Origin of the sequence: Azospira sp. I13, assembly GCF_003112695.1 — a bacterium.
Taxonomy (GTDB): domain Bacteria; phylum Pseudomonadota; class Gammaproteobacteria; order Burkholderiales; family Rhodocyclaceae; genus Azospira.
In genome coordinates, this window is sequence record NZ_BFBP01000006.1 from 41158 (window position 1) to 66046 (window position 24889).

General features: G+C 66.3%; 22 protein-coding genes. 15 read left to right on the forward strand and 7 right to left on the reverse strand.

The features are described 5' to 3' along the window. Positions 1-151: 151 nt before the first annotated feature. Positions 152-1060, reverse strand: coding sequence for an SPOR domain-containing protein (locus AZSI13_RS06520; RefSeq protein ID WP_165833371.1), 909 nt, complete (start codon positions 1058-1060; stop codon positions 152-154). Between the two features lie 91 nt (positions 1061-1151). Here AZSI13_RS06520 and leuS point away from each other — a divergent pair, with 91 nt between their 5' ends. From leuS to holA, 3 genes are read left to right on the forward strand one after another with little or no spacing between them, the layout of a single operon-like run. Next, a complete protein-coding gene (leuS, locus tag AZSI13_RS06525; protein ID WP_109040378.1) occupies positions 1152-3761 on the forward strand; it encodes a leucine--tRNA ligase in 2610 nt (869 codons plus the stop codon). A gap of 9 nt (positions 3762-3770) precedes the next feature. Further along, positions 3771-4292, forward strand: a complete 522-nt coding sequence (lptE, locus tag AZSI13_RS06530; protein ID WP_235609696.1) for an LPS assembly lipoprotein LptE — start codon at positions 3771-3773, stop codon at positions 4290-4292. Positions 4293-4299: 7 nt separating this feature from the next. Next, positions 4300-5301, forward strand: a complete 1002-nt coding sequence (gene holA, locus AZSI13_RS06535) for a DNA polymerase III subunit delta (protein ID WP_109040380.1) — start codon at positions 4300-4302, stop codon at positions 5299-5301. Positions 5302-5522: 221 nt separating this feature from the next. On the opposite strand, the gene AZSI13_RS06540 is transcribed toward holA, so the two are convergent. After that, complete coding sequence (locus AZSI13_RS06540) at positions 5523-5795, reverse strand: hypothetical protein (protein WP_109040381.1); 273 nt, start codon at positions 5793-5795, stop codon at positions 5523-5525. 163 nt (positions 5796-5958) lie between these two features. Here AZSI13_RS06540 and AZSI13_RS06545 point away from each other — a divergent pair, with 163 nt between their 5' ends. The 5 genes from AZSI13_RS06545 (at position 5959) to ybaK (ending at position 10031) form a co-directional block, all read left to right on the forward strand. Next, entirely contained in the window at positions 5959-7215 is a 1257-nt protein-coding gene (locus tag AZSI13_RS06545) for a glutamate-5-semialdehyde dehydrogenase (RefSeq protein ID WP_109040382.1), read from the forward strand. Positions 7216-7392: 177 nt separating this feature from the next. Then, positions 7393-7974 (forward strand): chalcone isomerase family protein, encoded by a 582-nt coding sequence (locus AZSI13_RS06550; protein WP_109040383.1) that lies wholly within the window; start codon positions 7393-7395, stop codon positions 7972-7974. Positions 7975-8030: 56 nt separating this feature from the next. Continuing rightward, positions 8031-8519, forward strand: a complete 489-nt coding sequence (locus AZSI13_RS06555) for a methylated-DNA--[protein]-cysteine S-methyltransferase (protein ID WP_109040384.1) — start codon at positions 8031-8033, stop codon at positions 8517-8519. Positions 8520-8531: 12 nt separating this feature from the next. Continuing rightward, the gene (xerD, locus tag AZSI13_RS06560) at positions 8532-9449 is read left to right on the forward strand and encodes a site-specific tyrosine recombinase XerD (RefSeq protein WP_109040385.1); all 918 of its coding nucleotides are present in this window, start codon (positions 8532-8534) and stop codon (positions 9447-9449) included. Positions 9450-9524: 75 nt separating this feature from the next. Further along, a complete protein-coding gene (gene ybaK, locus AZSI13_RS06565; protein WP_109040386.1) occupies positions 9525-10031 on the forward strand; it encodes a Cys-tRNA(Pro) deacylase in 507 nt (168 codons plus the stop codon). Positions 10032-10088: 57 nt separating this feature from the next. Here the strand turns inward: ybaK and AZSI13_RS06570 are convergent, their stop codons facing one another. Together AZSI13_RS06570 and AZSI13_RS06575 are read right to left on the reverse strand one after the other, a co-directional pair. Next, positions 10089-10727: a hypothetical protein gene (locus AZSI13_RS06570; RefSeq protein ID WP_109040387.1), complete on the reverse strand. Its 639-nt coding sequence runs from the start codon at positions 10725-10727 to the stop codon at positions 10089-10091. Positions 10728-10941: 214 nt separating this feature from the next. Beyond that, entirely contained in the window at positions 10942-11295 is a 354-nt protein-coding gene (locus AZSI13_RS06575; protein ID WP_109040388.1) for a dihydroneopterin aldolase, read from the reverse strand. An 85-nt stretch (positions 11296-11380) separates the two neighbouring features. On the opposite strand from AZSI13_RS06575, the gene plsY reads away from it, so the two are divergent. Continuing rightward, the gene (gene plsY / locus AZSI13_RS06580; protein ID WP_109040389.1) at positions 11381-12037 is read left to right on the forward strand and encodes a glycerol-3-phosphate 1-O-acyltransferase PlsY; all 657 of its coding nucleotides are present in this window, start codon (positions 11381-11383) and stop codon (positions 12035-12037) included. A 156-nt stretch (positions 12038-12193) separates the two neighbouring features. On the opposite strand, the gene AZSI13_RS06585 is transcribed toward plsY, so the two are convergent. Beyond that, the gene (locus tag AZSI13_RS06585; protein WP_109040390.1) at positions 12194-12526 is read right to left on the reverse strand and encodes a tetratricopeptide repeat protein; all 333 of its coding nucleotides are present in this window, start codon (positions 12524-12526) and stop codon (positions 12194-12196) included. A 44-nt stretch (positions 12527-12570) separates the two neighbouring features. Here AZSI13_RS06585 and AZSI13_RS06590 point away from each other — a divergent pair, with 44 nt between their 5' ends. Both AZSI13_RS06590 and recG read left to right on the forward strand, forming a co-directional pair. Further along, positions 12571-12951 carry a RidA family protein gene (locus tag AZSI13_RS06590; RefSeq protein ID WP_109040391.1) on the forward strand — a complete coding sequence of 127 codons (381 nt, stop codon included), beginning with the start codon at positions 12571-12573 and terminating at the stop codon, positions 12949-12951. 15 nt (positions 12952-12966) lie between these two features. Further along, positions 12967-15066: an ATP-dependent DNA helicase RecG gene (gene recG / locus AZSI13_RS06595; protein WP_109040392.1), complete on the forward strand. Its 2100-nt coding sequence runs from the start codon at positions 12967-12969 to the stop codon at positions 15064-15066. A gap of 171 nt (positions 15067-15237) precedes the next feature. Here recG and AZSI13_RS06600 read toward each other — a convergent pair whose 3' ends face one another. Continuing rightward, entirely contained in the window at positions 15238-15609 is a 372-nt protein-coding gene (locus AZSI13_RS06600) for a hypothetical protein (RefSeq protein ID WP_109040393.1), read from the reverse strand. 260 nt (positions 15610-15869) lie between these two features. Between AZSI13_RS06600 and AZSI13_RS06605 the strand changes: the two genes are divergently transcribed. From AZSI13_RS06605 to AZSI13_RS06615, 3 genes are all read left to right on the forward strand, one after another. Continuing rightward, positions 15870-18077 (forward strand): UvrD-helicase domain-containing protein, encoded by a 2208-nt coding sequence (locus tag AZSI13_RS06605; RefSeq protein ID WP_109040394.1) that lies wholly within the window; start codon positions 15870-15872, stop codon positions 18075-18077. A 105-nt stretch (positions 18078-18182) separates the two neighbouring features. Next, positions 18183-19337 carry an efflux RND transporter periplasmic adaptor subunit gene (locus AZSI13_RS06610; RefSeq protein WP_109040395.1) on the forward strand — a complete coding sequence of 385 codons (1155 nt, stop codon included), beginning with the start codon at positions 18183-18185 and terminating at the stop codon, positions 19335-19337. A 4-nt stretch (positions 19338-19341) separates the two neighbouring features. Continuing rightward, the gene (locus AZSI13_RS06615; RefSeq protein ID WP_109040396.1) at positions 19342-22446 is read left to right on the forward strand and encodes an efflux RND transporter permease subunit; all 3105 of its coding nucleotides are present in this window, start codon (positions 19342-19344) and stop codon (positions 22444-22446) included. Between the two features lie 103 nt (positions 22447-22549). Here the strand turns inward: AZSI13_RS06615 and AZSI13_RS06620 are convergent, their stop codons facing one another. Continuing rightward, positions 22550-23818: an HD-GYP domain-containing protein gene (locus tag AZSI13_RS06620; RefSeq protein WP_109040397.1), complete on the reverse strand. Its 1269-nt coding sequence runs from the start codon at positions 23816-23818 to the stop codon at positions 22550-22552. Between the two features lie 87 nt (positions 23819-23905). Between AZSI13_RS06620 and AZSI13_RS06625 the strand changes: the two genes are divergently transcribed. Continuing rightward, positions 23906-24889 (forward strand): quinone oxidoreductase, encoded by a 984-nt coding sequence (locus AZSI13_RS06625; RefSeq protein ID WP_235609697.1) that lies wholly within the window; start codon positions 23906-23908, stop codon positions 24887-24889.

Below are 24889 nucleotides of genomic sequence, written 5' to 3' on the forward strand. Positions count from 1 at the left end.
ACGCGCCGCCAGCCATTACAGGCAAGTATTTTTGGCACCTCGTGCCACATAATTTCCCACGCCACGGCCCCCACCGGCCCCGAACCGCTTACTGCCCCCCAGGCCATTCTAGCGCCTGGACGGCACTCACTGCCCCCCCAACACCGCCCCCTTAACGGGAAACGCTGCCCGGCGCCATCTCCAGCAGGCCGCCCAGACGGGTCGCCACTGCCATTGCCTCGCTACGGCTGGCCCAGCCGCCGACGCGCAAGCGATAGGCGTAGCCTTCTTCGCCCTGGCTATCCGCCGTCACCCGCACCCGGGCCGGGTAGCCCGCCGTCCGCAGACGGTCATAAAGGGCCAGGGCTTCGGCCTGGCTGCCGAGCGCAGGGAAATTGACGCCCCAGGCACCGTCCCGCCGCAGAACGCCCTGCCCCGGCTGCAATTCCGTTTCCCTGGACCACTGCTCCACCTGGGCCGCATCGGCCCGAGTCACCGGCTGGGGCGGCTGATCGCGCAGGGCGCTGGCAAAAGCCAGGGGCTCGGTCAGTTCCATTGCTTCACCCTGAGGATGGGTGACCACCACATGCCCTTCCAGCAGGCAGATAAGGTCTTTCTCCCCGTCGGACTTGCCCCACAGGTCGGTGCCGCGGATGCCGGCGGTGAGCGTGGCAGCGCGGATATTCACCGCCCGATGGGCGAGGCGTTTCTGGAACAAGTCGGTGGTGAAACGAAAGGCTCCCTGCAAAACATCCAGGGCCGCGGTATACACGCCGCCCGACCGCGTCCCCAGGGCATTCAGCTTCAGTTGGGCGTTTTCCCCCAACTTCACGGCGCTGCCCTCGGGCAGCTGGATCAGCACCCGGGCGCCATTGCCGGTGAGCACTTGGTCCCGGTTGCCGAGGACATCCCCCGGCACCAGGGGGCGGCGCTGGCCCTCCCGCTCCAGCCAGGCCGGCGACTGCACAGCCGTGACAGCGGGGCCGGCGGCGGCAGGGGTCGTTGCGCTGCCCGGGGCGGCCAGGGCAATAGTGCTGAGGGCAAGTAGGGAAAAGGCCAGCAGGGGTTGCCGCAGGGACATGGGGGGGTCTCCGGAGTGGGCCATTTTGCCCGGTGGGATGACGGTGGAGCGGTTATAATTTCCCGCTTTGCAACGAATTTCTGGTCCCCACATGCAGGAAAAATACCAACCGGCGGAAGTCGAACTGGCCGCCCAGCAACACTGGGTCAAAACCCAGGCTGCCCGCGCCGTCGAAGACACCACAAAACCTAAGTACTACTGTCTTTCCATGTTCCCCTATCCGTCGGGGAAGCTGCATATGGGGCACGTGCGCAACTATACCATCGGCGATGTGCTGACCCGTTTCCACAAGATGCAGGGCTACAACGTGCTGCAGCCCATGGGTTGGGACGCCTTCGGCATGCCGGCGGAAAACGCCGCCATCCAGAACAAGGTGCCGCCCGCCAAGTGGACCTACGCCAACATCGACTACATGCGCAGCCAGCTGCAGCGCCTGGGTTTCGCCATCGACTGGGAGCGCGAGTTCGCCACCTGCACCCCCGAGTACTACCGCTGGGAGCAGTGGCTGTTCACCCGTCTGTATGAAAAGGGCCTGATCTACAAAAAGCTGGGCACCGTGAATTGGGACCCGGTGGACCACACCGTGCTGGCCAACGAGCAGGTCATCGATGGCCGCGGCTGGCGCTCCGGCGCCCTGGTGGAAAAGCGCGAGATCCCCATGTACTACATGAAGATCACCGCCTACGCCGAGGAACTGCTGGCCGACCTGGACCAACTACCGGGCTGGCCCGAGCAGGTGCGCCTGATGCAGAAGAACTGGATCGGCAAGAGCACCGGCGTGCGCTTCGCCTTCCCCCTGGCCGACAACAGCAACGAAAAGCTGTGGGTATTCACCACCCGAGCCGACACCATCATGGGCGTCACCTTCGTCGCCGTGGCCGCCGAACACCCCCTGGCCACCCGGGCCGCCGCGAACAACCCCGAACTGGCCGCCTTCATCGAGGAATGCAAGAAAGGCGGCGTGGCCGAGGCCGACATCGCCACCATGGAAAAGAAGGGCATGCCCACGGGCATCTTCGTCCAGCACCCCCTCACCGGCGAACAGGTGGAAGTGTGGGTCGGCAACTACGTGCTGATGGGCTACGGCGAAGGCGCCGTGATGGCCGTGCCCGCCCACGACGAGCGGGACTTTGCCTTTGCCAAGAAGTACAACCTGGCCATCAAGCAGGTCATCGCCGCTGAAGGCGAGACCTTCAGCCTGGACGGCTGGCAGGAATGGTACGGTGACAAGAGCCGCGGCACCTGCGTCAATTCCGGCAAGTACGACGGCCTGGCCTATGAAGCCGCCGTGGATGCCATCGCCGCCGACCTTGCGGCCAAGGGCCTGGGTGAGAAGAAGGTGCAGTTCCGCCTGCGCGACTGGGGCATTTCCCGCCAGCGCTACTGGGGCTGCCCGATCCCGGTGATCCATTGCGAGTCCTGCGGCGACGTGCCGGTGCCTGACGACCAGCTGCCCGTGGTGCTGCCGGAGAACGTGGAAATCACCGGCGCCGGTTCCCCCCTGGCCAAGATGCCCGAGTTCTACGAGTGCACCTGCCCCAAGTGCGGCAAGCCGGCCCGTCGCGAAACCGACACCATGGATACCTTCGTCGAGTCCTCCTGGTACTTCCTGCGCTACGCCTGCCCGGACAACACCCAGGCCATGGTGGACGAGCGCGTGGCCTACTGGTGCAAGGGCGGCATCGACCAGTACATCGGCGGCATCGAGCACGCCATCCTGCACCTGCTCTACTCTCGCTTCTTCACCAAGCTGATGCGGGACGTGGGTCTCTTCGGCGAGCAGAAGCTGGACGAGCCCTTCGCCAACCTGCTGACCCAGGGCATGGTGGTGGCCCCCACCTTCTATCGCGACGCCGAAGGCGGCAAGAAGGACTGGATCAACCCGGCCGACGTGGATGTGACCACCGACGAGCGCGGCCGCCCCACCGGCGCCACCCTCAAGGCCGACGGTCAGCCGGTGGTCATCGGCGGCACCGAGAAGATGTCCAAGTCCAAGAACAACGGCGTGGACCCCCAATCCCTGATGGACGAGTACGGCGCCGACACGGCCCGCCTGTTCATGATGTTCGCCGCCCCGCCGGACCAGTCCCTGGAATGGTCCGACGCCGGTGTCGAAGGCGCCTTCCGCTTCCTGAAACGCCTGTGGAAACTGAGCCACGACCACGTGGCTGCAGGCATCGTCCCCGCTTACAGCGGTGGCGAGCTGGACGGCGTGCTGAAGGACTTCCGCCGCCAGCTGCACCAGACCATCGGCAAGGTCAGCGACGACTACGGCCGGCGCAAGCAGTTCAACACCGCCATCGCCGCCGTCATGGAGCTGCTCAACGCCTTCGCCAAGCTGCCGGACAGCCCGGAAGCCCGCAGCGTCAAGCAGGAAGCCCTGGAAGCCGCCGTACTGATGCTCTTCCCCATCGTGCCCCACGCCTGCCAGGCCCTCTACGCCGAGCTGAAGCCCGGCTGCGATGCTGGTCAGGCCACCTTCCCCAAGGCCGATGCCGCCGCCCTGGTACAGAGCGAGATCGAGCTGATGCTGCAGGTGAATGGCAAGCTGCGCGGCAGCATCAAGGTGCCGGCCGATGCAGCCAAGGACGCCATCGAAGCCGCCGCCCTGGCCTCCGAGACGGTGCAGAAGCACCTGGACGGGCAAGCGCCGAAGAAGGTGGTGGTGGTTCCCGGCCGCCTGGTCAACATCGTCGTCTAAGGAATGCCTGTGCGCCCTCGCCTGTCTGCCGCCTCCGGCCTCTCCGCCCTGCTGTTGTGCCTGACGCTGGCCGGCTGCGGCTTCCAGCTGCGGGGCGCACAGTCCATGCCCTTTCCGAGCCTGTACGTGGCGATGTCGGAAAACTCCGAAATCTCCACCAACCTGAAACGGCAGATTCGCGCCAACGCCGCCACGGAGCTGGTGGGCAACCGGGAAGGCGCTGCGGCCATCCTCAGCCAGCAAGGCGAGACCCGCATGCGTCAGGCCCTGTCCTATAACGCGGCCGGTCGTGTGCGGGAAATCCAGCTGCAGTACCGCACCACCTTCCTGCTGCAGGACCCCCAGGGCAAGTCCCTCTCCACCCCCATGGAAATCTACCTGACCCGGGACGTCACCTACGACGACTCCCAGGTGCTCTCCAAGACCCAGGAAGAAGAGCTGCTGTGGCAGGACATGCAGCGGGACCTGGTGCAGCAGCTGCTGCGGCGCATGTCCAAGGCCAAGCCTCCGGCCGCCGCCGACGAGGACTGAGAACACCATGCCCCTGCTCAAGGGAGAGCAGCTGGCGGGCCTCTTGGAACGGCCCCTGGGGCCGCTCTACGTGGTCTACGGCGACGAGCCCCTGCTGGTCATCGAAGCGGGGGATGCCCTGCGGGCCACCGCCCGGCGCCAGGGCTATAGCGAGCGGGAAGTGCTGGTGGCCGGCCAGGGCTTCAACTGGACCCAGCTGGCCATGGCCGGCGGCAATCTTTCCCTGTTCGGCGACCGCAAGCTCATCGACCTGCGCATTCCCAACGGCAAGCCCGGCCGCGATGGCGGGCAGGCATTGCAGGAGCATTGCCAGCGCCTTTCCCCCGATGCCATGACCCTCATCACCCTGCCGGAACTGACCTGGCAGGACGAAAAGGCCAGCTGGTTCCAAACCCTGGTGGAAGCCGGCTACGTCCTCAAATTCCAGGCCCCCGGCCTGAATGAACTGCCGGCCTGGATCGCCGGGCGCCTCAAGCGCCAGGGCCAGAGCGCCGACCCGGAAGGCCTGCGCTTCATCGCCGAGCGGGTGGAAGGCAACCTGCTGGCGGCCCATCAGGAAATCCAGAAACTGGGCCTGCTCTACCCGGCCGGCGCCATCAGCCTGGAACAGGTGCGGGAAGCGGTGCTCAATGTGGCCCGCTACGATATCGACGGCCTGCGGGAGGCCCTGCTGCAGGGCGACATGGCCCGCCTGACGCGCACCCTGGACGGCCTGCGCCAGGAAGGCGAGGCGCCTCCCCTGGTGCTGTGGGCGGTGACGGAGGAAGTGCGGGCCCTGGCGGCTTTGAAAGAAGGGATGAATGCCGGCCGCCCCGTGGATCTGCTGCTCAAGGAACAGCGCATCTGGGGGCCGCGGCAAATGTTGGTGAAGCGGGCCCTGGGGCGCCTGGACAGCCAGCGGCTGAATGCCGCCCTGGCCCGGGCCGCCCAGATCGACCGCTGCATCAAGGGCCTGGCGGCGGGCGATGTGTGGGATGAATTCCTGCGCCTGGGCCTGAGCCTGCGCTAGGCCGGCGAAGCCGGGAAAAACCGGCAGCGGGAGAGGGGGCAATGCAGGCAGCGGCCCAACACCAGACACGCAAGGCCGCAAACCATCAAGAACTACCGCAGAACAACGGAAAAGCCGCGCCCACAGCAGGGGCACGGCAGTGCCCGCCGGTGAGGCGGGCCGGGCTTAACGGCAACAGTCGGGATAGCGGGAGACCCACGGCCTCCTGAGATCAGGCCCGGTTAGGCGGCCTTCTCATCGTCCGGCGGCAGTTCCGCCAGCACGGCCGGAACATCTTCCGGCTCATCGGGAACCAGATGTTCCCATTCACAATCGCTATCGCCAGACTTGTGGCGCAATGCCGGCAGGGATGATTCCCGCACCAGGCATTCGCCCTGGCAGCACTCATCCACCACCACCACGCCGACTTCGGCGTCCACCTTGCGTTCCCCATCCCAATAGCTGCAGGTAGCGCAGACTTGCACTTCGGTGGGAACAATCAGCTTGCGACTCATAGGGTCTCCTGCGACGTCAAACGGCCATGTAACGGTTAATGACACCGCAACGGCAAGAAAGTTTAGCCCAATCCCATATTTTGAGTAAGGGAATGGCCTTTCGGGGCATTTGAGGCCGCTATAATGGGTCGATTATGTCTTGCCTGAAGCGCTGAATACCACCATGGATATCAAGGAATACATGCAGAACCTGGGCCGCCGCGCCCGGGCCGCCTCACGCCAGATGGCCAAGGCCGACACCAATGCCAAGAACCGCGCCCTGCTGGCCATCGCCGCCGCCATCCGCCGCGACGAGGCCAAGCTCCTGGCTGCCAACGGTGAAGACCTGGCCGCCGCCCGGGCCGCCGGTCTGGAGCCGGCCATGGTGGATCGCCTGACCCTTTCCCCCAAGACCGTCGCCACCATGGCCGAAGGCCTGGAGCAGATCGCCTCCCTGCCGGACCCCATCGGTGAAATGACCGACCTGCGCTTCCGCCCCTCCGGCATCCAGGTGGGCCACATGCGGGTGCCCCTGGGCGTCATCGGCATCATCTACGAAGCCCGCCCCAACGTCACGGTGGATGCGGCCGGCCTGTGCATCAAGTCCGGCAATGCCTCCATCCTGCGCGGCGGCTCCGAAGCCATTCGCTGCAATCAGGCCCTGGCAACCCTGGTGAAGGAAGGTTTGCAGGCCGCCGGCCTGCCGGCCGACGCCGTGCAGGTGGTGGAAACCACCGACCGGGCCGCCGTAGGCGAGCTCATCACCATGCGCGAATTCGTGGACGTCATCGTGCCCCGCGGCGGCAAGGGCCTTATCGCCCGTCTGTTGGCCGAATCCCGGGTGCCCATGATCCAGCACCTGGACGGCAACTGCCACGTATACCTGGACGACAGCGCCGATGCGACCAAGGCCATGGCGGTGGTGGAAAACTCCAAGACCCAGCGCTACGGCACCTGCAACACCGCCGAATCCCTGCTGGTGGCGCGCTCCGTTGCCGCCACCCTGCTGCCGCCCATCGCCGCCATGCTCACCGCCAAGGGCGTGGAAATCCGCGGCTGTGCCGAAACCCGCGCCCTGGTGCCCAATGCCAAGGAAGCCACCGAGGCCGACTGGGGCGAGGAATACCTGGCGCCGATCATCGCCGTGAAGGTGGTGGCCGGGCTGGACGAGGCCATCGAGCACATCAACAAGTATTCCTCCAGCCACACCGAGGCCATCGTCACCGAGAACCACACCCACGCCATGCGCTTCCTGCGGGAAGTGGATTCGGCCTCGGTCATGGTGAACGCCTCCACCCGCTTCGCCGACGGCTTCGAATACGGCCTCGGCGCCGAGATCGGCATTTCCACGGACAAGATCCACGCCCGTGGCCCGGTGGGCCTGGAAGGCCTGACCAGCCAGAAATGGGTGGTCCTGGGCAACGGCCAGGTGCGCGGCTAAGCGCCGGCCCGCCAGCCTGCGCCCCTAAAGCCCCTAAAGCCCCTAAAGCCCCTAAACCCGCTACCCGCTTCAGTTTCAAGGCAGCACCGCAGCACCCCTAAAAGAATTGCCCCGGCGACGTGCGGACGGCGCCGGGGCTTTAATAAAGTCCGCAAAAACCAAAGGAGACAGTACCCAATGAACATGAAATTTTTCATGGCGGCCCTGGCCGCCCTCACGCTCTTCACCGGCAGCGCCCGGGCCACGGAAGTGGCCGGGGTGAAGTTTGAGGAGCGCCTGAAACTGGATCAGCAGGAACTGGCCCTCAACGGCGCCGGCCTGCGTTCCAAGGTCTTTTTCAAGGTCTATGCCGTGGGCCTCTACCTGCCGGCCAAGGCCGGTGAGGTGGAAGGCGTGCTGGCGGCCAAGGGCGCCAAGCGCCTGGCTATCGTGCCCCTCATGGAACTGACCGCTCAGCAGTTCGTGGACGCCCTTTCCGGCGGCATCGCCAAGAACCACAGCGAAGCCGAAACGGCGGAGCTGAAGGACCGCATCCAGACCTTCGAAGCCAATCTGCTGGGCCTGGGCAAGGCCGCCAAGGGCACGCCCATCACCCTGGACTGGATTCCCGAGCAGGGCACCCGTCTCACCGTGGCCGGCCAGCCCCAGGGCAAGGTGATTCCCGGGGAGGATTTCTACAAGGCCCTGCTGCGCATCTGGCTGGGTAACAAGCCAGCCCAGGGCGATCTCAAGGACGCCCTGCTCGGCAAGGCCCAGTAAGCTTCTTCAACGGGGGTGGCCGGTAGGCCGCCCCCTTCTTCATTCTCCCGATCCTCATGACCAAGACCGCCGCCCAGCCTGCCTTCCAGGCCATCACCCTGGCCCCGGGCTTCGCCCTCGGCATCCGCTGCGACGGCGACGAGATCATCGAGATCGTCTATCTGCCCCCCGGCCCGGCCCAGGCGCCGACAACTCCCCTCGCCGCCGAGGCGGTGCGCCAGATTCAGGCCTACCTGGCCGACCCGGGCTTTGTCTTCGGCCTGCCCCTGCGCCCCTCCGGCACCTTGTTCCAGCGCCGGGTGTGGCAGCAGATCAGCGCCATTCCCCGGGGCCAGGTGCTGCGCTACGGCGACGTGGCCAAGGCGCTGCACAGTGGCCCCCGGGCGGTGGGCGGTGCCTGCGGCGCCAACCCCTTTCCCCTGGTGGTGCCCTGCCATCGCGTCGTTTCCGCCAGCGGCCTGGGCGGTTTCGGCCGCAACGGCGGCGATTTTCTGCTCGACATCAAACGCTGGCTGCTGCGCCATGAAGGCTGCACGCCCTGCTGAGGGCCCCGCGCCATGAGCGATACCCCGTCCCTGGAGTTCGCCAGCCAGAGCGAGATCGACGCTTTCTGCGACGCCCTGTGGCTGGAAGACGGGCTCTCCCCCAATTCCCTCGCCGCCTACCGCAGCGACCTGCAACGCTACGCCCTGTGGCTGCAACAGCAGGGCCGGCCGCCCCTGGCCCAGGCCGACACGGCGGACCTGACCGCCTTCCTGGCCAGCGTCGCGCCCCAGATGAAATCCAGCTCCCAGGCGCGCTACCTCTCCTCCCTGCGCCGCTTCTACCGCCGCCTGCTGGCCCAGGGGCGCCGCCAGAGCGACCCCACCTTGCAGACGGCCATGCCGGTGAAAGCTTCCCGCCTGCCCAAGGTGATGAGCGAAGCCCAGGTGGAAGCCCTGCTGGCGGCGCCGGAGGTGGAAACGCCCCTCGGCCAGCGGGACCGGGCCATGCTGGAAACCCTCTACGCCACCGGCCTGCGGGTCAGCGAGCTGGTCAATCTCAAGCTCCACGAAATCAGCTTCGACATGGGGGTGGCCCGGGTTTTCGGCAAGGGCAGCAAGGAGCGCCTGGTGCCCCTCGGCGAAGTAGCCCTGGACTGGCTACAAACCTACCTGGGGGATGGCCGCCAGACGCTGCTGGCCGGGCGCCAGAGCGACTTCTGCTTCATCACCGCCCGGGGTACGGCCATGACCCGGCAGATGTTCTGGACCCTGGTGAAGAAGTACGCCCTCATCGCCGGCATGGACCCGGCCCGCCTCTCCCCCCACGTGCTGCGCCACGCCTTTGCCACCCACCTGCTCAACCACGGTGCCGACCTGCGGGTGGTGCAGCTCCTGCTTGGCCACGCCGATATTTCCACCACCCAGATCTACACCCACGTGGCCCGGGAACGGCTGAAGGAACTGCACGCCGTGCACCACCCGCGGGGGTAGCCCGGACTCGCGCCGCCGCCCGCTGGCGGGCGTAGAATGAAGCCATTCCTCCACAAGACACCTTCGAGGTGCATCATGAGCCGCCAACACGAATTCGACGCCAGCCACGCCCCGGAAACCCAGGCCACCCGCTTCCTGCGCCAGCACCGTATCGCCCACTCCAACCACCTCTACGCATACGAGGAACACGGCGGCACCAAGGTGTCGGCCCGGGAACTGAATGTGGACGAACACGCCGTGGTGAAGACCCTGATCATGGAAGACGAGCAGGCCAAGCCGCTCATTGTCCTGATGCACGGCGACTGCAAGGTATCCACCAAGGAACTGGCCCGCCAGATCGGCTGCAAGAAGGTAGAGCCCTGCAAGCCGGAAGTGGCCAACCGCCACACCGGCTTCCTGGTAGGCGGCACCAGCCCCTTCGGCACCAAGAAGACGATGCCCGTGTATGTGGAAAAGTCCATCCTGGACCTGCCCCTCATCTACATCAACGGCGGCCGCCGGGGCTATCTGGTTGGCATCCACCCCCACGACCTGCTGGCCGTACTGCAACCCAAGGTGGTGGAAGCGGCGCTGAAGGACTAAGCGCCCGGGCCGTCGGCTAGCGCTACCGCTAGCCGACGAACGTTCGCCGGCCGCCAGTCACTGGGCGGGGCCGGCCGGGGCTGCGCGGGAAGGGAGAACACCCTCGGCGCCATTGGGCATTGCCACCTTCCCTGCATCGGCTGCCGCCCTGGCTGCGGCCTCGGTGAAGCGCAGGAATTCTGCTGCCAGTGGGCTGTTCGGCGCCGCCTGGGCCAGCGTTTCGAGCACCTGCGGCACCCACTTGGGGCGCCCCGCCTCCGGCAGTTGGCCCAGCTCCAGCACGACGCACTGAGCCCCTTCACCCAGCACATCGCCGTTGAACAGGGTGCGGCGATGGGTGGCGACGCGGAACATGGCCTCGGGCGGGCGGCCTTCGCAATCCTTGCGGTTGATGATCAGCGCGTAGGCGGCAATCTTGCCCGGCTGGGGCGGGGTGACGCTATCCATGCCGAAGGTGGTGACGCGCTCTTCCCAGCGTTGCTCGTAGGGCGCGACGATGCCGCTGTAGCGGCAACGCTCCTCCTCCGTTTTGGGGCGCACGCGAATCGTCACGTAGGCGGCCGAACTCATTTCCAGCGGCGCCACCTGGCCCAGCTGCTGCGGCAGGCTGACATCGGCCAGGGCGAACAGGGTGATACCCAGGGCCTTGCCGGCCACCGTGCCGGCATTGAACAAGAGATTCAGCAGGTCAAACATGCTTGCCCCTGGATGGGAGTGATTTCATGGGAATTTGAACTGGCAGCCAGCGCCGAAAATTTGACCACAGGCTGGGAAGGCAATAGGGACGCCGACCTTCCTCATGCCACCCCGGAACACAAGGCCTGGCGCGGCGCTGCGGAGAGGCCCCCGCCCCTTCTAGGTTTCCGGCCCGTTTGTGAAGCAGGGAATGGGGAATGGCCCGGGAAGGGCCTCAGGCGCTGCGTTCGATGATGACGCCGACCCGCCGCACGCCGGGCATCATCCCCAGCTTGGCGACGGAAACCCGCACCCAGCTGCAGCGAAACTCTTCCAGCACCAGGGTGGACACGTGCTCCGCCAGCTTTTCCAGCAGGCCGAACTGGGTGGTGGAAAGGTCCTGGCGCAGGCGGTCCACCACCTTGGCGTAGTCGATGGTGTCGCGGATGTCGTCGCTGGCCCCGGCGCTGGCCGTGGAGGAAACGCCCATCTGCAGGGACAGCTCGACGGTCTGGGGCATGATCTGCTCCCGCGGGTAGATGCCGATGCGGGTCTGCACGCGGAAGTCGTCGATAAAAATGATGTCCATGGGATTTTTCGGCTGCTGCCGGGCCTTGCGGGTAAAATGCTGGCCCGCATTGTACCTCTATCGCCCCCAACCCTGACCGGCTCCCATGACCTCCACCCAAACCCTGCCCCTGGCCCTGATCGCCGCCTACCTGCTGGGCTCCGTGCCCTTTGCCGTCATCGTCAGCCGCGGTTTCGGCCTGGCCGACCCCCGCTCCTACGGCTCCGGCAACCCGGGGGCCACCAATGTGCTGCGCAGCGGTAACAAACTGGCGGCCCTGCTGACCCTGCTCGGCGACGCCGCCAAGGGCGCCCTGGCCGTCATCCTGGCCCGGCTCTTCCTCGATGGCCAGGCGGTGGAGCCTTCCGCCGAGCGCCTGCTGCTGGGCGGTGTGGCCCTGGCCGTGTTCTTCGGCCATCTTTTCCCGGTATTCCTGAAATTCAAGGGCGGCAAGGGCGTTGCCACCGCCGCCGGCGTGCTGCTGGCCCTGGACCCGCTGCTGGGCCTGGCCACCCTGGGCCTGTGGCTGGGCACCGCCGCCCTCTCCCGCTATTCCTCCCTCGCCGCCCTGGTGGCCGCCAGCGGCGCCCCCCTGGTGGCGGGCATGTTGTGGGGTTTCAACCTGCTGGTGGCCGCCGTGGCCATCATGGCCATGGCCCTGGTGGCCAAGCACTGGGCCAACATCCAGCGCCTGCTGGCCGGCCAGGAGTCGAAGATCGGCGGCAAGAAGAAGGCGAGCACCAAGGCCCCGAAGGGCCATTAGTCGCTCCCAGGGGCATTGACCCATGCCCCTGTCGGCCAGTCACTCCCGACCCGCCCGGCTTGTTCCTCCTGGGCGGGTTTTGAAAAGACGCTTGCTCCGCCATTGCGTGGCAGCCACAAGCCCTGGTGGTGGCGCTCCATTGCCGCCCTGGCAGGCTTATCCCCCCGCCAACGCCTTTTCCAGACGCCGGGCAAAAACCGTCATTTCCTTGGCGGCCTGCACGTCGCCCCGGACTTCTGCCGCCGCGATGCCGCTGCGGTAGGCGGCCAGGGCTTCCTCCGTCCGCCCCGCTTCCGCCAGGGCCTTGCCCAGCAGTTTCCAGGCCGCAGAGTAGTGGGGATCCTTCTCCACCGCCTGCCGCAGGCGCTCCGCCGCCTTTTCCCATTCGCCGGCCTTGAGCCATTCGTTGCCCAGGGAATAGCGCAGCAGGGCACCGTCCCGCGGGCCGTCCAGCAGCTTTTCCAGATTGGCGATGATCGCTGTCGTCATTTACCATTTCCTTTTTTGAAGGCTTCATTCTAAAGGACAGCAAAATGGCCAAAACGATCATCGCCACCGACAAGGCTCCCGCCGCCATCGGCACCTACTCCCAGGCTGTGAAGGCCGGCGACACCGTGTACCTGTCCGGCCAGATCGGCCTGGACCCGGCCACCATGCAGCTGGTGGACGGCATCGACGCCCAGATCGTGCGCGTCTTCGACAACCTCAAGGCCGTCGCTGAAGCCGCCGGCGGCTCCCTGGCCGACACCGTCAAGCTCAATGTGTATCTCACCGACCTGGGCAATTTCGCCAAGGTGAACGAGGTCATGGCCCAGTACTTCAGCCAGCCTTACCCCGCCCGGGCCGCCGTGGGCGTCGCCTCCCTGCCCCGGGGCGCCCAGGTGGAAGCCGACGCCGTGCTGGTGCTCGGCTAACGCCGGTCCCTGACCTTGGCGGAGAAAAAGGCCGGGCCGGCCAAGGCCGCCAAGGCCACCAAGTCCGAGAGCAAGAGCAAGTCCCAGAGTGCCCTGCAACAGAAGCTGGGCAAGCTGGGGCTGCGTTCGCGCAACGACCTGATCCTGCACTTTCCCCTGCGCTACGAGGACGAGACCTCGGTGGTCACCATCGCCGAGGCTCCTTGGGACGGGCCGGTGCAGGTGGAGGTGCGGGTCACCGACGTCTCCATCCAGTTCCGCCCCCGGCGCCAGCTGGTGGCCCGCTGCGAGGATGATTCGGGGGAGCTGTGGCTGCGCTTCCTCAACTTCTACGGCAGCCAGGCGAAGCAGCTGGAAACGGCCCGGGATGAAGGGCGGAAACTGCGGGTCTTCGGTGAAATCCGGGGCGGTTTCTTCGGCAGCGAGATGGTTCATCCCCGCTACAAGTCCCTGGCACCGGAAGGCACTGGCACCAGCCTGCCCCAGTCCCTCACCCCGGTTTATCCCACCACGGCAGGCTTGGCCCAATCCGCCCTCAGGAAAATCATCGGCAAGGCCCTGGCCGAAAGCGACCTGGCCGAAACCCTGGATGCCTCCCTGCTGCAGGAACTGGACCTGGCGCCCTTCGCCGCCAGCGCCCGCCTGCTGCACGCGCCGCCCCCGGGCACCGATGAGTTTTCCCTGCAAAGCCGCCGCCACCCGGCCTGGCGGCGCATCAAATTCGATGAGTTGCTGGCCCAGCAGCTTTCCCTGCGTCGCGCCTATCTGGCCCGGCGGGAACAGGGGGCGCCGCGCCTCAAAGCCTCCGGCGACCTGGCCCAACGCCTGCTGCAACAACTTTCCTTCCAGCTCACCGGCGCCCAGCAGCGGGTATGGCAGGAGATTGCCCGGGACCTGGGCGAGGCCCATCCCATGCAGCGCCTGTTGCAGGGGGACGTGGGCAGCGGCAAGACCATCGTCGCTGCCCTGGCCGCTTGTCAGGCCATCGAGTGCGGCTGGCAGGCGGCCTTCATGGCACCGACGGAAATCCTTGCCGAGCAGCACTACAAGAAGCTTTCGGCCTGGCTGGAGCCCTTGGGGGTTTCCGTGGCCTGGCTCTCCGGCAGCCTCAAGTCGGCGAAGAAGAAGGCCGCCCAGGCCGAAGCTGCCGCCGGGGCCCAGCTGGTGGTAGGGACCCATGCCCTGATCCAGGAAGATGTGGATTTTCTACGCCTGGGCCTGGCCATCGTGGACGAGCAGCACCGCTTCGGCGTGGCCCAGCGCCTGGAACTGCGCAAGAAGGGCAAAGCCGGCATCCCGCACCAGTTGATGATGTCTGCTACGCCCATTCCCCGCACCCTGGCCATGAGCTACTACGCCGACCTGGATGTCTCGGTGATCGATGAACTGCCGCCGGGGCGTACCCCCATCCGCACCAAGCTGGTCTCTGATGCACGCCGCGACGAGGTGGTCGGGGCAGTGCGCCACGCCGTGGAAAGCGGGCGCCAGGCTTACTGGGTCTGTCCCCTCATCGAGGAGAGTGAGAAGCTGGACCTGCAGGCCGCCATCGACACCCACGCCATCCTGGCCGAGGAGCTGGAAGGACTGTCGGTAGGCCTGGTGCATGGACGCCTCAAGCCCGACGAGAAGGCCGCCACCATGGCCGCCTTCGCCGCCGGGGAGATTCACGTGCTGGTGGCCACCACGGTGATCGAAGTGGGGGTGGATGTGCCCAACGCCAGCCTCATGGTCATCGAGCACGCCGAGCGCTTCGGCCTGGCCCAGCTGCACCAGCTGCGCGGCCGTGTCGGGCGGGGTGCCCACGAATCGGCCTGCGTCCTGCTCTATGCCACGCCCCTCTCCCAGACCGGGCGGGCCCGGCTGAAGATCATCTACGAGAACACCGACGGCTTTGAAATTGCCCGCCAGGACCTGCAACTGCGGGGCCCGGGGGAATTCGTTGGCGCCCGCCAGAGCGGAGTGCCCCTGCTGCGCTATGCCGATCTGGAAATGGACGGGGAACTGGTGGACCTGGCCCGGGACCAGGCCGAACGCCTACTGCGGGAGCGGCCAGCGGAGGCGGAACGACACCTGCAACGCTGGCTGGGCAGCAAGGAAGAACTGCTGAAAGCCTGAGACCGCCTGCGAGAAAGGGCCGACGGGGCTGGCAGAGGACAAAAAACAGGGATAGGCAAAACAACACGCGGCAACCGCGCCGAGATGGGCGGATGGGTGCACTACTGCAGGAAAAGCGGAGAAAAACAGGCCGCCGCCGGCGGGAAAGGCCGGCGGGGTGGAGTCAGTGCCTCAACAGCCGACCTTGCGCTTGGGCAGGTCGGGGGTGAACACGTTGGTCCAGGTGTCCTGCCAGAACTTGGCGGCATTCTGGGCGGCGGTCAGGCCGAACAGGGCCATGCGACCCTGGTGGCGCCACACCCAGCTGACCTGGGAGGTGCTATTGCTGTAGGGCTGGCGCACGGTGCTGCCGGCGCGGGCCTCCACCAGATCGAGAAAGCGCTCGATGCTGTGGCGGTGGAATTCAGCAGTCTTCGGGGAACCCTCGGTGTAGCCACAGGCGCTCTTCGCTTCTTCAACGGCACGTTCCCACAGCTTAAGGGCCATGGTGTCGGTAATGCCGGCCTTGCGGGCAATCCAGGGCAGAATCTTCGGGCTGTTCATACTGTTTCCTTTCATACTTGGCGGTAACCAATGTCAGTGCGCCTTTGGCCTTGTGGGCACGGCGACTCGTTTTTGCTGCATTGCAATATGGATTATATCCTGACTGCCGGAATGAACACCTAGGGGTTTCACGTACCGGCTTATAACTATGATGCTGCTACGCAACAAAAGTTCGCGGCTGGTAGCAGGGCTATAATCCGCCCCTGGCCTCTTATCGGCCGCCCCGCCCCAACCTTTACGGTCTTCCGCCCGCCCCTGCCATGTCCGACCTGCTCGCCAATCTCAATCCCGAACAACTCCAGGCCGTCACCCTGCCGGCCCAGCACGGCCTCATCCTGGCCGGCGCCGGTTCGGGCAAGACCCGGGTGCTGACCACCCGCATCGCCTGGCTCGTATCCACCGGCCAGGTAGGGCCCCACGGTATTCTGGCGGTGACCTTCACCAACAAGGCGGCCAAGGAAATGCTGGCCCGGCTCTCGGCCATGCTGCCCATCAACACCCGGGGCATGTGGATCGGCACCTTCCACGGCCTGTGCAACCGGCTACTGCGGGCCCACCACAAGGAAGCGGGCCTGCCCACCCTGTTCCAGATCCTGGATAGTGCCGACCAGCTCTCCGCCATCAAGCGCCTGCTGAAGAACCTCAATGTGGACGACGAGAAGTTCCCGCCCCGGGAGTTGATGCACTTCATCAACGCCCATAAGGATCAAGGCGTACGCCCCACCCAGGCCGAGGTCTGGGACGACTACACCCGCCGCCGCGTCGAGCTGTGGGCCGAATACGAAGCCCAGTGCCAGCGCGAAGGGGTGGTGGATTTTGCCGAGCTGCTGTTGCGCTCCTACGAGCTGCTTTGCCGTAACGAGCCCCTGCGCCGCCACTACCAGGAACGCTTCCGCCACATCCTGGTGGACGAGTTCCAGGACACCAACCGCCTGCAATACGCCTGGCTGAAGCTGCTGGCGGCCCACGACGGCACGCCCGGCGCCCCCCAGGGGGCTGCGGTCTTCGCCGTGGGCGACGATGACCAGTCGATCTACGCCTTCCGCGGCGCCGAGGTAGGCAACATGCGGGATTTCGAGCGGGAATTCCAGGTACAGAACGTCATCCGCCTGGAGCAGAACTACCGCTCCCACGGCAACATCCTCAATGCCGCCAACGCCCTCATCAAGAACAACCAGGGTCGCCTGGGCAAGAATCTGTGGACCGACCAGGGTGCCGGCGAGCCGATCCGCCTGTTCGAGGGCTTTTCCGATCTGGACGAAGCCCGCTGGATCGTGGACGAGGCCCGGGAGCTGATCCGGGACGGCATTTCCCGCAACCAGATCGCCTTCCTCTACCGCTCCAACGCCCAGTCCCGGGTGCTGGAGCACGAACTGTTCACCAAGGGCGTTCCCTACAAGGTGTACGGCGGCCTGCGCTTCTTCGAGCGGCAGGAAATCAAGCACGCCCTGGCCTACCTGCGCCTGCTGGCCAATCCGGACGACGACACCGCCTTCCTGCGGGTGGTGAACTTTCCCACCCGGGGCATCGGCGCCCGCAGCCTGGAAAACCTGCAAGAGGCGGCCCACCGTTCCAATTCCCCCCTCTACAACGCCGCCGCCAGCCTCACCGGCAAGGCCGGCACCAGCGTCGGCGCTTTTATCCGCCTGATCGAAGACCTGCGCCGGGAGACGGAAAACCTGCCCCTGCCCGAGGTGGTGGAGCACGTCATCGAAAAGAGCGGCCTGCGCCAGCATTACCTGGGCGAAAAGGAAGGCCAGGAGCGGCTGGAGAACCTGGACGAACTGATCAACGCCGCCGCCTCCTTCATCTCCGAGGACGGTGCCCTGCCTGCCCCTGATCCGGCAGCGCCGGACTTGCCGCCGCCTTCCCACCTGGCCTCCTTTCTCGCCCACGCCTCCCTGGAGGCCGGCGACCACCAGGCCGGTGAAGGCCAGGAGGCGGTGCAGCTGATGACGGTGCACGCCGCCAAGGGCCTGGAATTCGACGTGGTCTTCATCTCCGGCCTGGAGCAGGGTCTCTTCCCCCACGAAAACTCCGTCATGGAGAAATCCGGCGAAGAGGAAGAGCGGCGCCTGATGTATGTGGCCATCACCCGGGCCCGCCAGCGGCTCTATCTCTCCCACGCCCAGACCCGCATGCTGCACGGCCAGACCCGTTACTGCGTGGCCTCCGCCTTCCTCGACGAACTGCCCCAGGAGCTGCTGCTCAAGCTCAACGTCCGGGCCAAGAGTTACGACAGCGGCAGCAGCTACAGCGCCCCCCGAGCCGCCACACCGGCATCTGCCTACGAGGCTCCGTCCACCGGTGGCCTGCGCGTGGGGCAAAGCGTCAGCCACGCCAAGTTTGGCCAGGGGGTCATCGTCTCGGCCGAAGGCCGGGGTGCCGATGCCCGAGTACAGGTCAATTTCGGTGCCGCCGGAATGAAGTGGCTGTCCCTGGAATTCGCCAAGCTCACCCCGCTGTAACAAGGTGTTTCCGCCCTTCCTTCCGGGCGGAAAAACCGTTAGCCTGCTAGGCTTTTCCGCCGCCCTGCGCCGGGGCGGGGGCCCATCTGCCAGGGAGCACCTTTCGTGAAGTCCAAGCCCATCGCCATCGCCCTGGGAGCCGTCCTGCTGGGCGGCGCCCTGGTCTACAGCCTCCTGCCGCGCAAGGATGCCGGCGACGGCAAGGGCGCCAAGCCGGTGCCGGTGAAGGTGGCCCAGGCGGTCAGCGCCGACATGCCGGTGACCCTGTCGGTCATCGGCCGGGCCGAAGCCTATGAATCCGTAACCCTCAAGGCCCGGGTGGACGCCCAGGTGCTGGCCGTGCCGTTTGTCGAAGGCCAGCGGGTGAAGAAGGGTGAAGTGCTGGTGCGCCTGGACCCGGCCACCTTCGCCGCCCAGTTGCGCCAGGCGGAAGCCGCCCAGGCCCGGGATCAGGCCCAACTGGCCAAGGCCCGCCTGGATGTGCAGCGTTACCAGGAGCTGCGCACCAAGGGTTTCATTTCCGAAGAAAAGCTCAACGAGGTGAAGGCCAATGCCGACGCCCTCGCCGCCACCGTGCAGGCCGGCGGCGCGGCCGCCGAACTGGCCCGCCTGCAGCATTCCTTCACCACCGTCACCGCCCCCTTCGCCGGCGTAGTGGGGGCCAAGCAGGTGCACCCCGGCGCCCTGGTGAAAAACAACGACACGGTGCTGGCGGTGGTGAACCGGGTGCGTCCCCTGCACATCACCTTCACCGTCCCCGAAAAATACCTGCCGCGCCTCAAGGAATCCCTGGCCGGCGCCGGCCTCCAGGCCGAAATCACGGTACCCGGCAGCAACGCCCCGGCGATGCAGGGGCCGGTACGCTTTGTAGACAATGCGGTGGATGCTTCCACTGGCACCATCCAGCTCAAGGCTGTGCTGGAAAATGAACAGGAAGCCCTGACCCCGGGCCAATTCGTCAATGTCAGCCTGGTGCTGCAAACCCTGGCCGGCGCCGTGGTGGTGCCGGCGGAAGCCATTCAGCAGGGCCAGGAGGGCAGCTTCATCTACGTCGTCCAGGCGGACAAGAGCGTGCAGCCCAAGGCCGTCACGGTAGCGGCCAGCCAGGGCCGCCGAGTGGCGGTGAGCGGCGGCGTTGCCGCCGGCGACACGGTGGTCACCGACGGCCAGCTGCGCCTCACCCCCGGGACCAAGATCGAAGCCGCGGCCGAAGCAACGACGCCGGCCCCCGCAGCCGCCCCGACTGCCGCCAAGGGCTGACGCCATGCAACTGCCCGAGCTTTGTATCCGCCGGCCGGTGATGACCACCCTGCTGATGGTGGCCTTCCTGCTGTTCGGCATCATGGCCTACCGGGGCCTGCCGGTCTCCGAACTGCCCAATGTGGATTTCCCCACCATTTCCGTATCAGCCTCCCTCCCCGGGGCGGCGCCGGAAACCATGGCGGCCGCCGTGGCCACGCCCCTGGAGGGCCAGTTCTCGACCATCGCCGGTCTGGACTCGATGACCTCCACCAGCGCCCAGGGGGCCAGCACCATCACCCTGCAGTTCTCCCTGGATCGGGACATCGACGCCGCCGCCCAGGACGTGCAATCCGCCATTGCCGCCGCCCAGCGCAAGCTGCCGGCGGACATGCCGACGCCGCCCTCCTTCCGCAAGGTGAACCCGGCGGATTCCCCCATCTTCTACATCGCCCTGCATTCGCCGACCCTGCCCCTGTCCACGGTCAACGAATACGCCGAGACCCAGCTGGCCCAGCGTCTCTCCACCATCGCCGGAGTGGCCCAGGTGCAGGTCTATGGCTCCCAGAAGTACGCCGTGCGCATCCAGGCCGACCCGGACCAGCTGGCCTCCCGCGGCATCGGCCTGGACGAGTTGCAGGCAGCCATCAAGGGCGCCAACGTCAACCAGCCCACGGGCACCATGGATGGCCCGCGCCAAAGCTTCGCCATCAAGGCCAACGGCCAGCTGGAGAATGCCCTGGCCTACCGCCCCATCACCGTGGCCTACCGGGACGGCCGGCCGGTGCGCCTGGATGAAGTGGCCACCGCCATCGACTCGGTGGAAAACAACAAGATCGCCAGCTGGTATGTGGACAAGCGGGCCATGGTGCTGGCCATCCAGCGCCAGCCCGGAGCCAACACGGTGGCCACGGTGGATGCCATCAAGAAGGTGCTGCCGGCCTTCCAGGCCAAGCTGCCGGCGGCCATCCACATGGACATCATGTATGACCGCAGCGTCTCCATCCGGGAATCCATCGAGGACGTGCAATTCACCCTGATCCTCTCCGGCGTGCTGGTGATCCTGGTGATCCTGCTTTTCCTGCGCAACCTGTCGGCCACGGTGATTCCCAGCCTGGCCCTGCCCATTTCCGTGGTCGGCACCTTTGCCGTCATGTACGTGCTGGGCTACAGCCTGGACAACCTTTCCCTGCTGGCCCTGACCCTCTCCGTGGGCTTCGTCGTGGACGACGCCATCGTCATGCTGGAGAACATCGTGCGTCACGTGGAGGCCGGGGAGCCGCCCTTCCAGGCCGCCATCAAGGGGGCGCGGGAGATCGGCTTCACCATCATCTCCATGACCATCTCCCTGATCGCCGTGTTCATTCCGGTGCTCTTCATGGGGGGCATCGTCGGCCGCCTGCTGCATGAGTTCGCCGTTACCATCTGCGCCGCCATCCTGGTCTCCGGCATCGTCTCCCTGACCCTGACGCCGATGCTGTGCAGCCGCTACGTGCGCCACAGCGAACCCAACGAGCACAACCGCATCTATCAGGCCTTTGAGCGTTTCTTCGACAACCTGCTGGCAGGCTACCGGCGCTCCCTGGAATGGGCCATGGCCCGGCCCCGGGCCATCCTGGCCAGTTTCTTCGCCACCCTGGCCGCTACCGTGGGCCTGTTCATGGTGGTGCCCAAGGACTTCTTGCCCAGCTCCGACACCGGCCAGATCATCGCCTTCACCGAAGGCGCCCAGGACGCCTCCTTCGCCGCCATGGTGCAGCACCAGCGGCAGGTGGCGGAAATCGTGCAGGCCAATCCCAACATCAAGGGTTTCATGTCCTCCGTCGGCGCCGGCGGCGCCCGGCCCACGGCCAACACCGGCACCCTCTTCATCCACCTCAAGCCCCGGGAAGAGCGGGATGCCAGCCCCGACCAGATCATCCAGCAACTACGGCCCCAGCTGGCCAAGGTGCCGGGCATCAAGGTCTATCTGCAAAACCCGCCGGCCATCCGCATCGGCGGCCAGGTGACGGCGGCCCAGTACCAATACACTCTGCAGGATTCGGATCTCAACGAACTGTACGACTGGACCAACGTGCTGCTGGGCAAGATCCGCCAGCTGCCCGGCTTCGTGGATGTCACCAGCAACCTCAACAACCTCAGCCCGACCCTGACCCTGGAAGTGGACCGGGACAAACTGGGCACCCTGGGACTCACCTTCGGCCAGGTGGAGGATGCCCTGCAGAGCGCCTTCAGCTCCCGGCAGATTTCCACCATCTACGGCTCCACCGCCCAGTATCAGGTAATCCTTGAACTGCAACCCCAGTACCAGGCCGATCCAGGGGCCCTGGCCCGGGTCTACGTGCGGGCCACCGGCGGCAAGCTGGTACCCCTGGATACGGTGGTCAAGGTCGCCCGCAAGACCCAGGTGCTGACGGTGAACCACCAGGGTCAGCTGCCCTCGGTGACCATCTCCTTCAACCTGCAGCCCGGCGTTTCCCTCGGCGACGCGGTGGACCGGGTGAAGGCCCTGGAACGGGAAATGAACCTGCCCGTCTCCCTCACCACCAGCCTGCAGGGCACGGCCCAGGCCTTCCAGTCCTCGTTGCAGGGCCTCGGCATCCTGCTGCTGATCGCCGTGCTGGTGGTGTATCTGGTGCTGGGCATTCTCTACGAGAGCTTCATCCACCCCCTGACCATTCTCTCCGGCCTGCCTTCGGCGGGCCTGGGGGCGCTACTGACCCTGTGGCTGTTCAAGGTAGACCTGAGCCTCTATGCCTTCGTCGGCATCATCATGCTGGTGGGCATCGTCAAGAAAAACGCCATTATGATGATTGACTTTGCCCTGGAGAAGCAGCGGGGCGAGGGCGTGGCGGCCCGGGAGGCCATCTTCCAGGCCTGCCTGATCCGTTTCCGGCCCATCATGATGACTACCCTGGCCGCCCTGGTGGGCACCCTGCCCATCGCCCTGGGCATTGGCGCCGGCGCCGAGGTGCGGCGCCCCCTGGGCCTGGCGGTGGTGGGGGGGCTGATGCTGTCCCAGATCCTCACCCTCTACCTGACCCCGGTGGTCTATCTCTACCTCAACCGTTTCACCCGGGAAGAGCGCCTGCCCGACGAGGAAAGCGCCGTATCGGGCACCGGGCACTGATTCCGGGGGAGCGCCCTGGCGCGCCCTCGGACAACGCCGGCAACGCAGGCAACGCAGGCAGCGGGCCGGAATGGCTCAGGTCAGGGCTCAGGTCAGCGGCGGCTCAGCGATCCAGCAGACCGTTGAAAAAGTAATGCTCCACCCGGGCCGTCATCAGGGCCACGATGGCGCCTTCGTCCAGACGGTTGAAGCGTTCCAGCAGGGGCGGGGCCACGGTGGCAAAGGTGGCGGCGAGGGTCGGATCGAAATGGCTGCCGGCATCCTTGGCGATGATGGCCAGGGCCTTTTCCAGGGGCATGGGCTCCTTGTAGGGCCGCCGCGAGGTCAGGGCATCGAAGACGTCGGCCAGGGCGAAGATGCGGGCATTGAGGGGAATTGCCTCCCCCTTGAGGCCTTGCAGATAGCCGCTGCCGTCGTATTTCTCATGATGAAATTCCACCACCTCCCGGGCCGCCTGCAGCCAGCGTGACGGTGCAATGATCTCCACCCCCAGGGCGACGTGGGTGCGCATCACTGCGAACTCTTCCGCCGTCAGGCCGGCGGGCTTGAGCAGAATGGTGTCACTGATGCCGATCTTGCCCACGTCGTGGAGGAAGGCGCCGATGATCAGGGCCCGCATGGCGTCGCCCTTCACCCCCACCGCCTCGCCCAGGGCGCAGGCGTAGAGGGTGACCCGGTAGTTGTGGATGTTGGTATCCGAATCCCGCTGGGCGATGGCGGCACCGAGCACCGAGGCCATGTCCAGGTTACCCCGCAGGATGTCCCGGGAATGGCGCAGCACGTTGCGATGCAAGGAAAGGATCACCGGGTAGAGCACCACGGTGGTGATCAGCACCGCCGCCAGCACCACGCCCAGGATCAGGTAGAGGTCCTGCCGCAGCCGGGCCTCTTCTTCCGGCGACACGAGGAACACCCCCTCGAAGAAACCGGAGACACGCCGCTCCCGGTCCAGGATGGGTACCAGCACCTGCACGACCGTATTGCCCAGGACCCGGTATTTTTCGTAATGATGGCGGCCATCCCGGGGGAACACGTGGATGGAGCCCTGGAGACTGGCCTCAATATCCTCATGGGCCGGATTCACCGCCTCCACCACCTTGCGTTGCTGCCGGTCATACAGTTCGATGACCACGAAATGATCCCGCACGAAGCCGAGGGCCCGTTGCCGCAGATAATCGAGCTGCTGGGCCGACATTTCCGCCGCTTCCAGCTCGCCGGCCTGGAACTTCGCCGATTCGGCCTGGGCCAAAGCCACAACGGCATCATCGATGCGTTCCGTCGCCACGTACCAGGTCCCACCGCCCAGCAGCAGGGAAACCAGGGCCCAGGCCAGCAGCAGCCGGCGAATGACGATGCGATGAATGTTGTCCATCCGCATATTCTAATGCCGTTCGCGCCGTACGGTCGGAACGGTATAGTAATGCTCCCCCCCGCACCGAGAACAACAAGGAGACAAGCCGTGACTACTGCCACCCATGCCATCCGTTTCCACCAGACCGGCGGCCCCGACGTGCTGCAATGGGAAAGCGTGGAAGTCGGCGCCCCCGGCCCCGGCGAAGCCCGCATCAGCCATGCGGCCGTGGGCCTCAATTTCATCGACACCTACCATCGCACCGGCCTCTACCCGGTGCCCCTGCCTTCCGGCATCGGCCTGGAAGGCGCCGGCACGGTGGAAGCCGTCGGCCCCGGCGTCACCCATGTGGCCCCCGGCGACCGGGTCGCCTACGCCGGCGGCCCCCTCGGTGCCTATAGCCAGGAGCGCCTGATTCCGGCGGACCGGCTGATCCGCCTACCGGACAACATCGACTTCACCACCGGGGCCGCCATGATGCTGCAGGGACTCACCGCCGCCTACCTGCTGCGCCGCACCTTCCCGGTGAAGGCCGGCGACACGGTACTGATCCACGCCGCCGCCGGCGGGGTCGGCCTGATCGCCTGCCAGTGGGCCAAGGCCCTGGGGGCCACGGTGATCGGCACCGTCTCCACCGAGGCCAAGGCGGAACTGGCCCGGGCCCACGGCTGCGACCATCCCATCCTCTACACCCGGGAGAACTTTGCCCAGCGGGTACGGGAAATCACGGGCGGCGAAGGAGTGGCCGTGGCCTACGACGGCATCGGCAAGGACACCTTCGCCGGTTCCCTGGACAGCCTGCGCCCCCTGGGCATGATGGTGAGCTTCGGCAACGCCTCCGGCCCCGTGGGCCTGATCGACCCCCTGCAGCTGTCCCAAAAGGGCTCCCTCTTCTTCACCCGCCCCACCCTGGCGCATTACACCGCCCGGCGGGCCGACCTCGAGGCCCTGGCTGGCGAACTTCTGACCATGGTGGGGAGCGGCAAGGTGCGCATCAACGTCAACCAGACCTTCGCCCTGCAGGATGCGGCCGCTGCCCATCGGGCCCTGGAGAGCCGCAAGACCACCGGCTCCACGGTCCTGGTGCCCTGA

Bases quoted from the DNA above. Each gene is read 5' to 3' on its own strand.
- AZSI13_RS06520 (WP_165833371.1), bottom strand. From the start codon at position 1,060: ATGTCCCTGCGGCAACCCCTGCTGGCCTTTTCCCTACTTGCCCTCAGC.
- leuS (WP_109040378.1), top strand. From the start codon at position 1,152: ATGCAGGAAAAATACCAACCGGCGGAAGTCGAACTGGCCGCCCAGCAA.
- holA (WP_109040380.1), top strand. From the start codon at position 4,300: ATGCCCCTGCTCAAGGGAGAGCAGCTGGCGGGCCTCTTGGAACGGCCC.
- AZSI13_RS06540 (WP_109040381.1), bottom strand. From the start codon at position 5,795: ATGAGTCGCAAGCTGATTGTTCCCACCGAAGTGCAAGTCTGCGCTACC.
- AZSI13_RS06545 (WP_109040382.1), top strand. From the start codon at position 5,959: ATGGATATCAAGGAATACATGCAGAACCTGGGCCGCCGCGCCCGGGCC.
- AZSI13_RS06550 (WP_109040383.1), top strand. From the start codon at position 7,393: ATGAACATGAAATTTTTCATGGCGGCCCTGGCCGCCCTCACGCTCTTC.
- AZSI13_RS06555 (WP_109040384.1), top strand. From the start codon at position 8,031: ATGACCAAGACCGCCGCCCAGCCTGCCTTCCAGGCCATCACCCTGGCC.
- xerD (WP_109040385.1), top strand. From the start codon at position 8,532: ATGAGCGATACCCCGTCCCTGGAGTTCGCCAGCCAGAGCGAGATCGAC.
- ybaK (WP_109040386.1), top strand. From the start codon at position 9,525: ATGAGCCGCCAACACGAATTCGACGCCAGCCACGCCCCGGAAACCCAG.
- AZSI13_RS06570 (WP_109040387.1), bottom strand. From the start codon at position 10,727: ATGTTTGACCTGCTGAATCTCTTGTTCAATGCCGGCACGGTGGCCGGC.
- AZSI13_RS06575 (WP_109040388.1), bottom strand. From the start codon at position 11,295: ATGGACATCATTTTTATCGACGACTTCCGCGTGCAGACCCGCATCGGC.
- plsY (WP_109040389.1), top strand. From the start codon at position 11,381: ATGACCTCCACCCAAACCCTGCCCCTGGCCCTGATCGCCGCCTACCTG.
- AZSI13_RS06585 (WP_109040390.1), bottom strand. From the start codon at position 12,526: ATGACGACAGCGATCATCGCCAATCTGGAAAAGCTGCTGGACGGCCCG.
- AZSI13_RS06590 (WP_109040391.1), top strand. From the start codon at position 12,571: ATGGCCAAAACGATCATCGCCACCGACAAGGCTCCCGCCGCCATCGGC.
- AZSI13_RS06600 (WP_109040393.1), bottom strand. From the start codon at position 15,609: ATGAACAGCCCGAAGATTCTGCCCTGGATTGCCCGCAAGGCCGGCATT.
- AZSI13_RS06605 (WP_109040394.1), top strand. From the start codon at position 15,870: ATGTCCGACCTGCTCGCCAATCTCAATCCCGAACAACTCCAGGCCGTC.
- AZSI13_RS06615 (WP_109040396.1), top strand. From the start codon at position 19,342: ATGCAACTGCCCGAGCTTTGTATCCGCCGGCCGGTGATGACCACCCTG.
- AZSI13_RS06620 (WP_109040397.1), bottom strand. From the start codon at position 23,818: ATGGACAACATTCATCGCATCGTCATTCGCCGGCTGCTGCTGGCCTGG.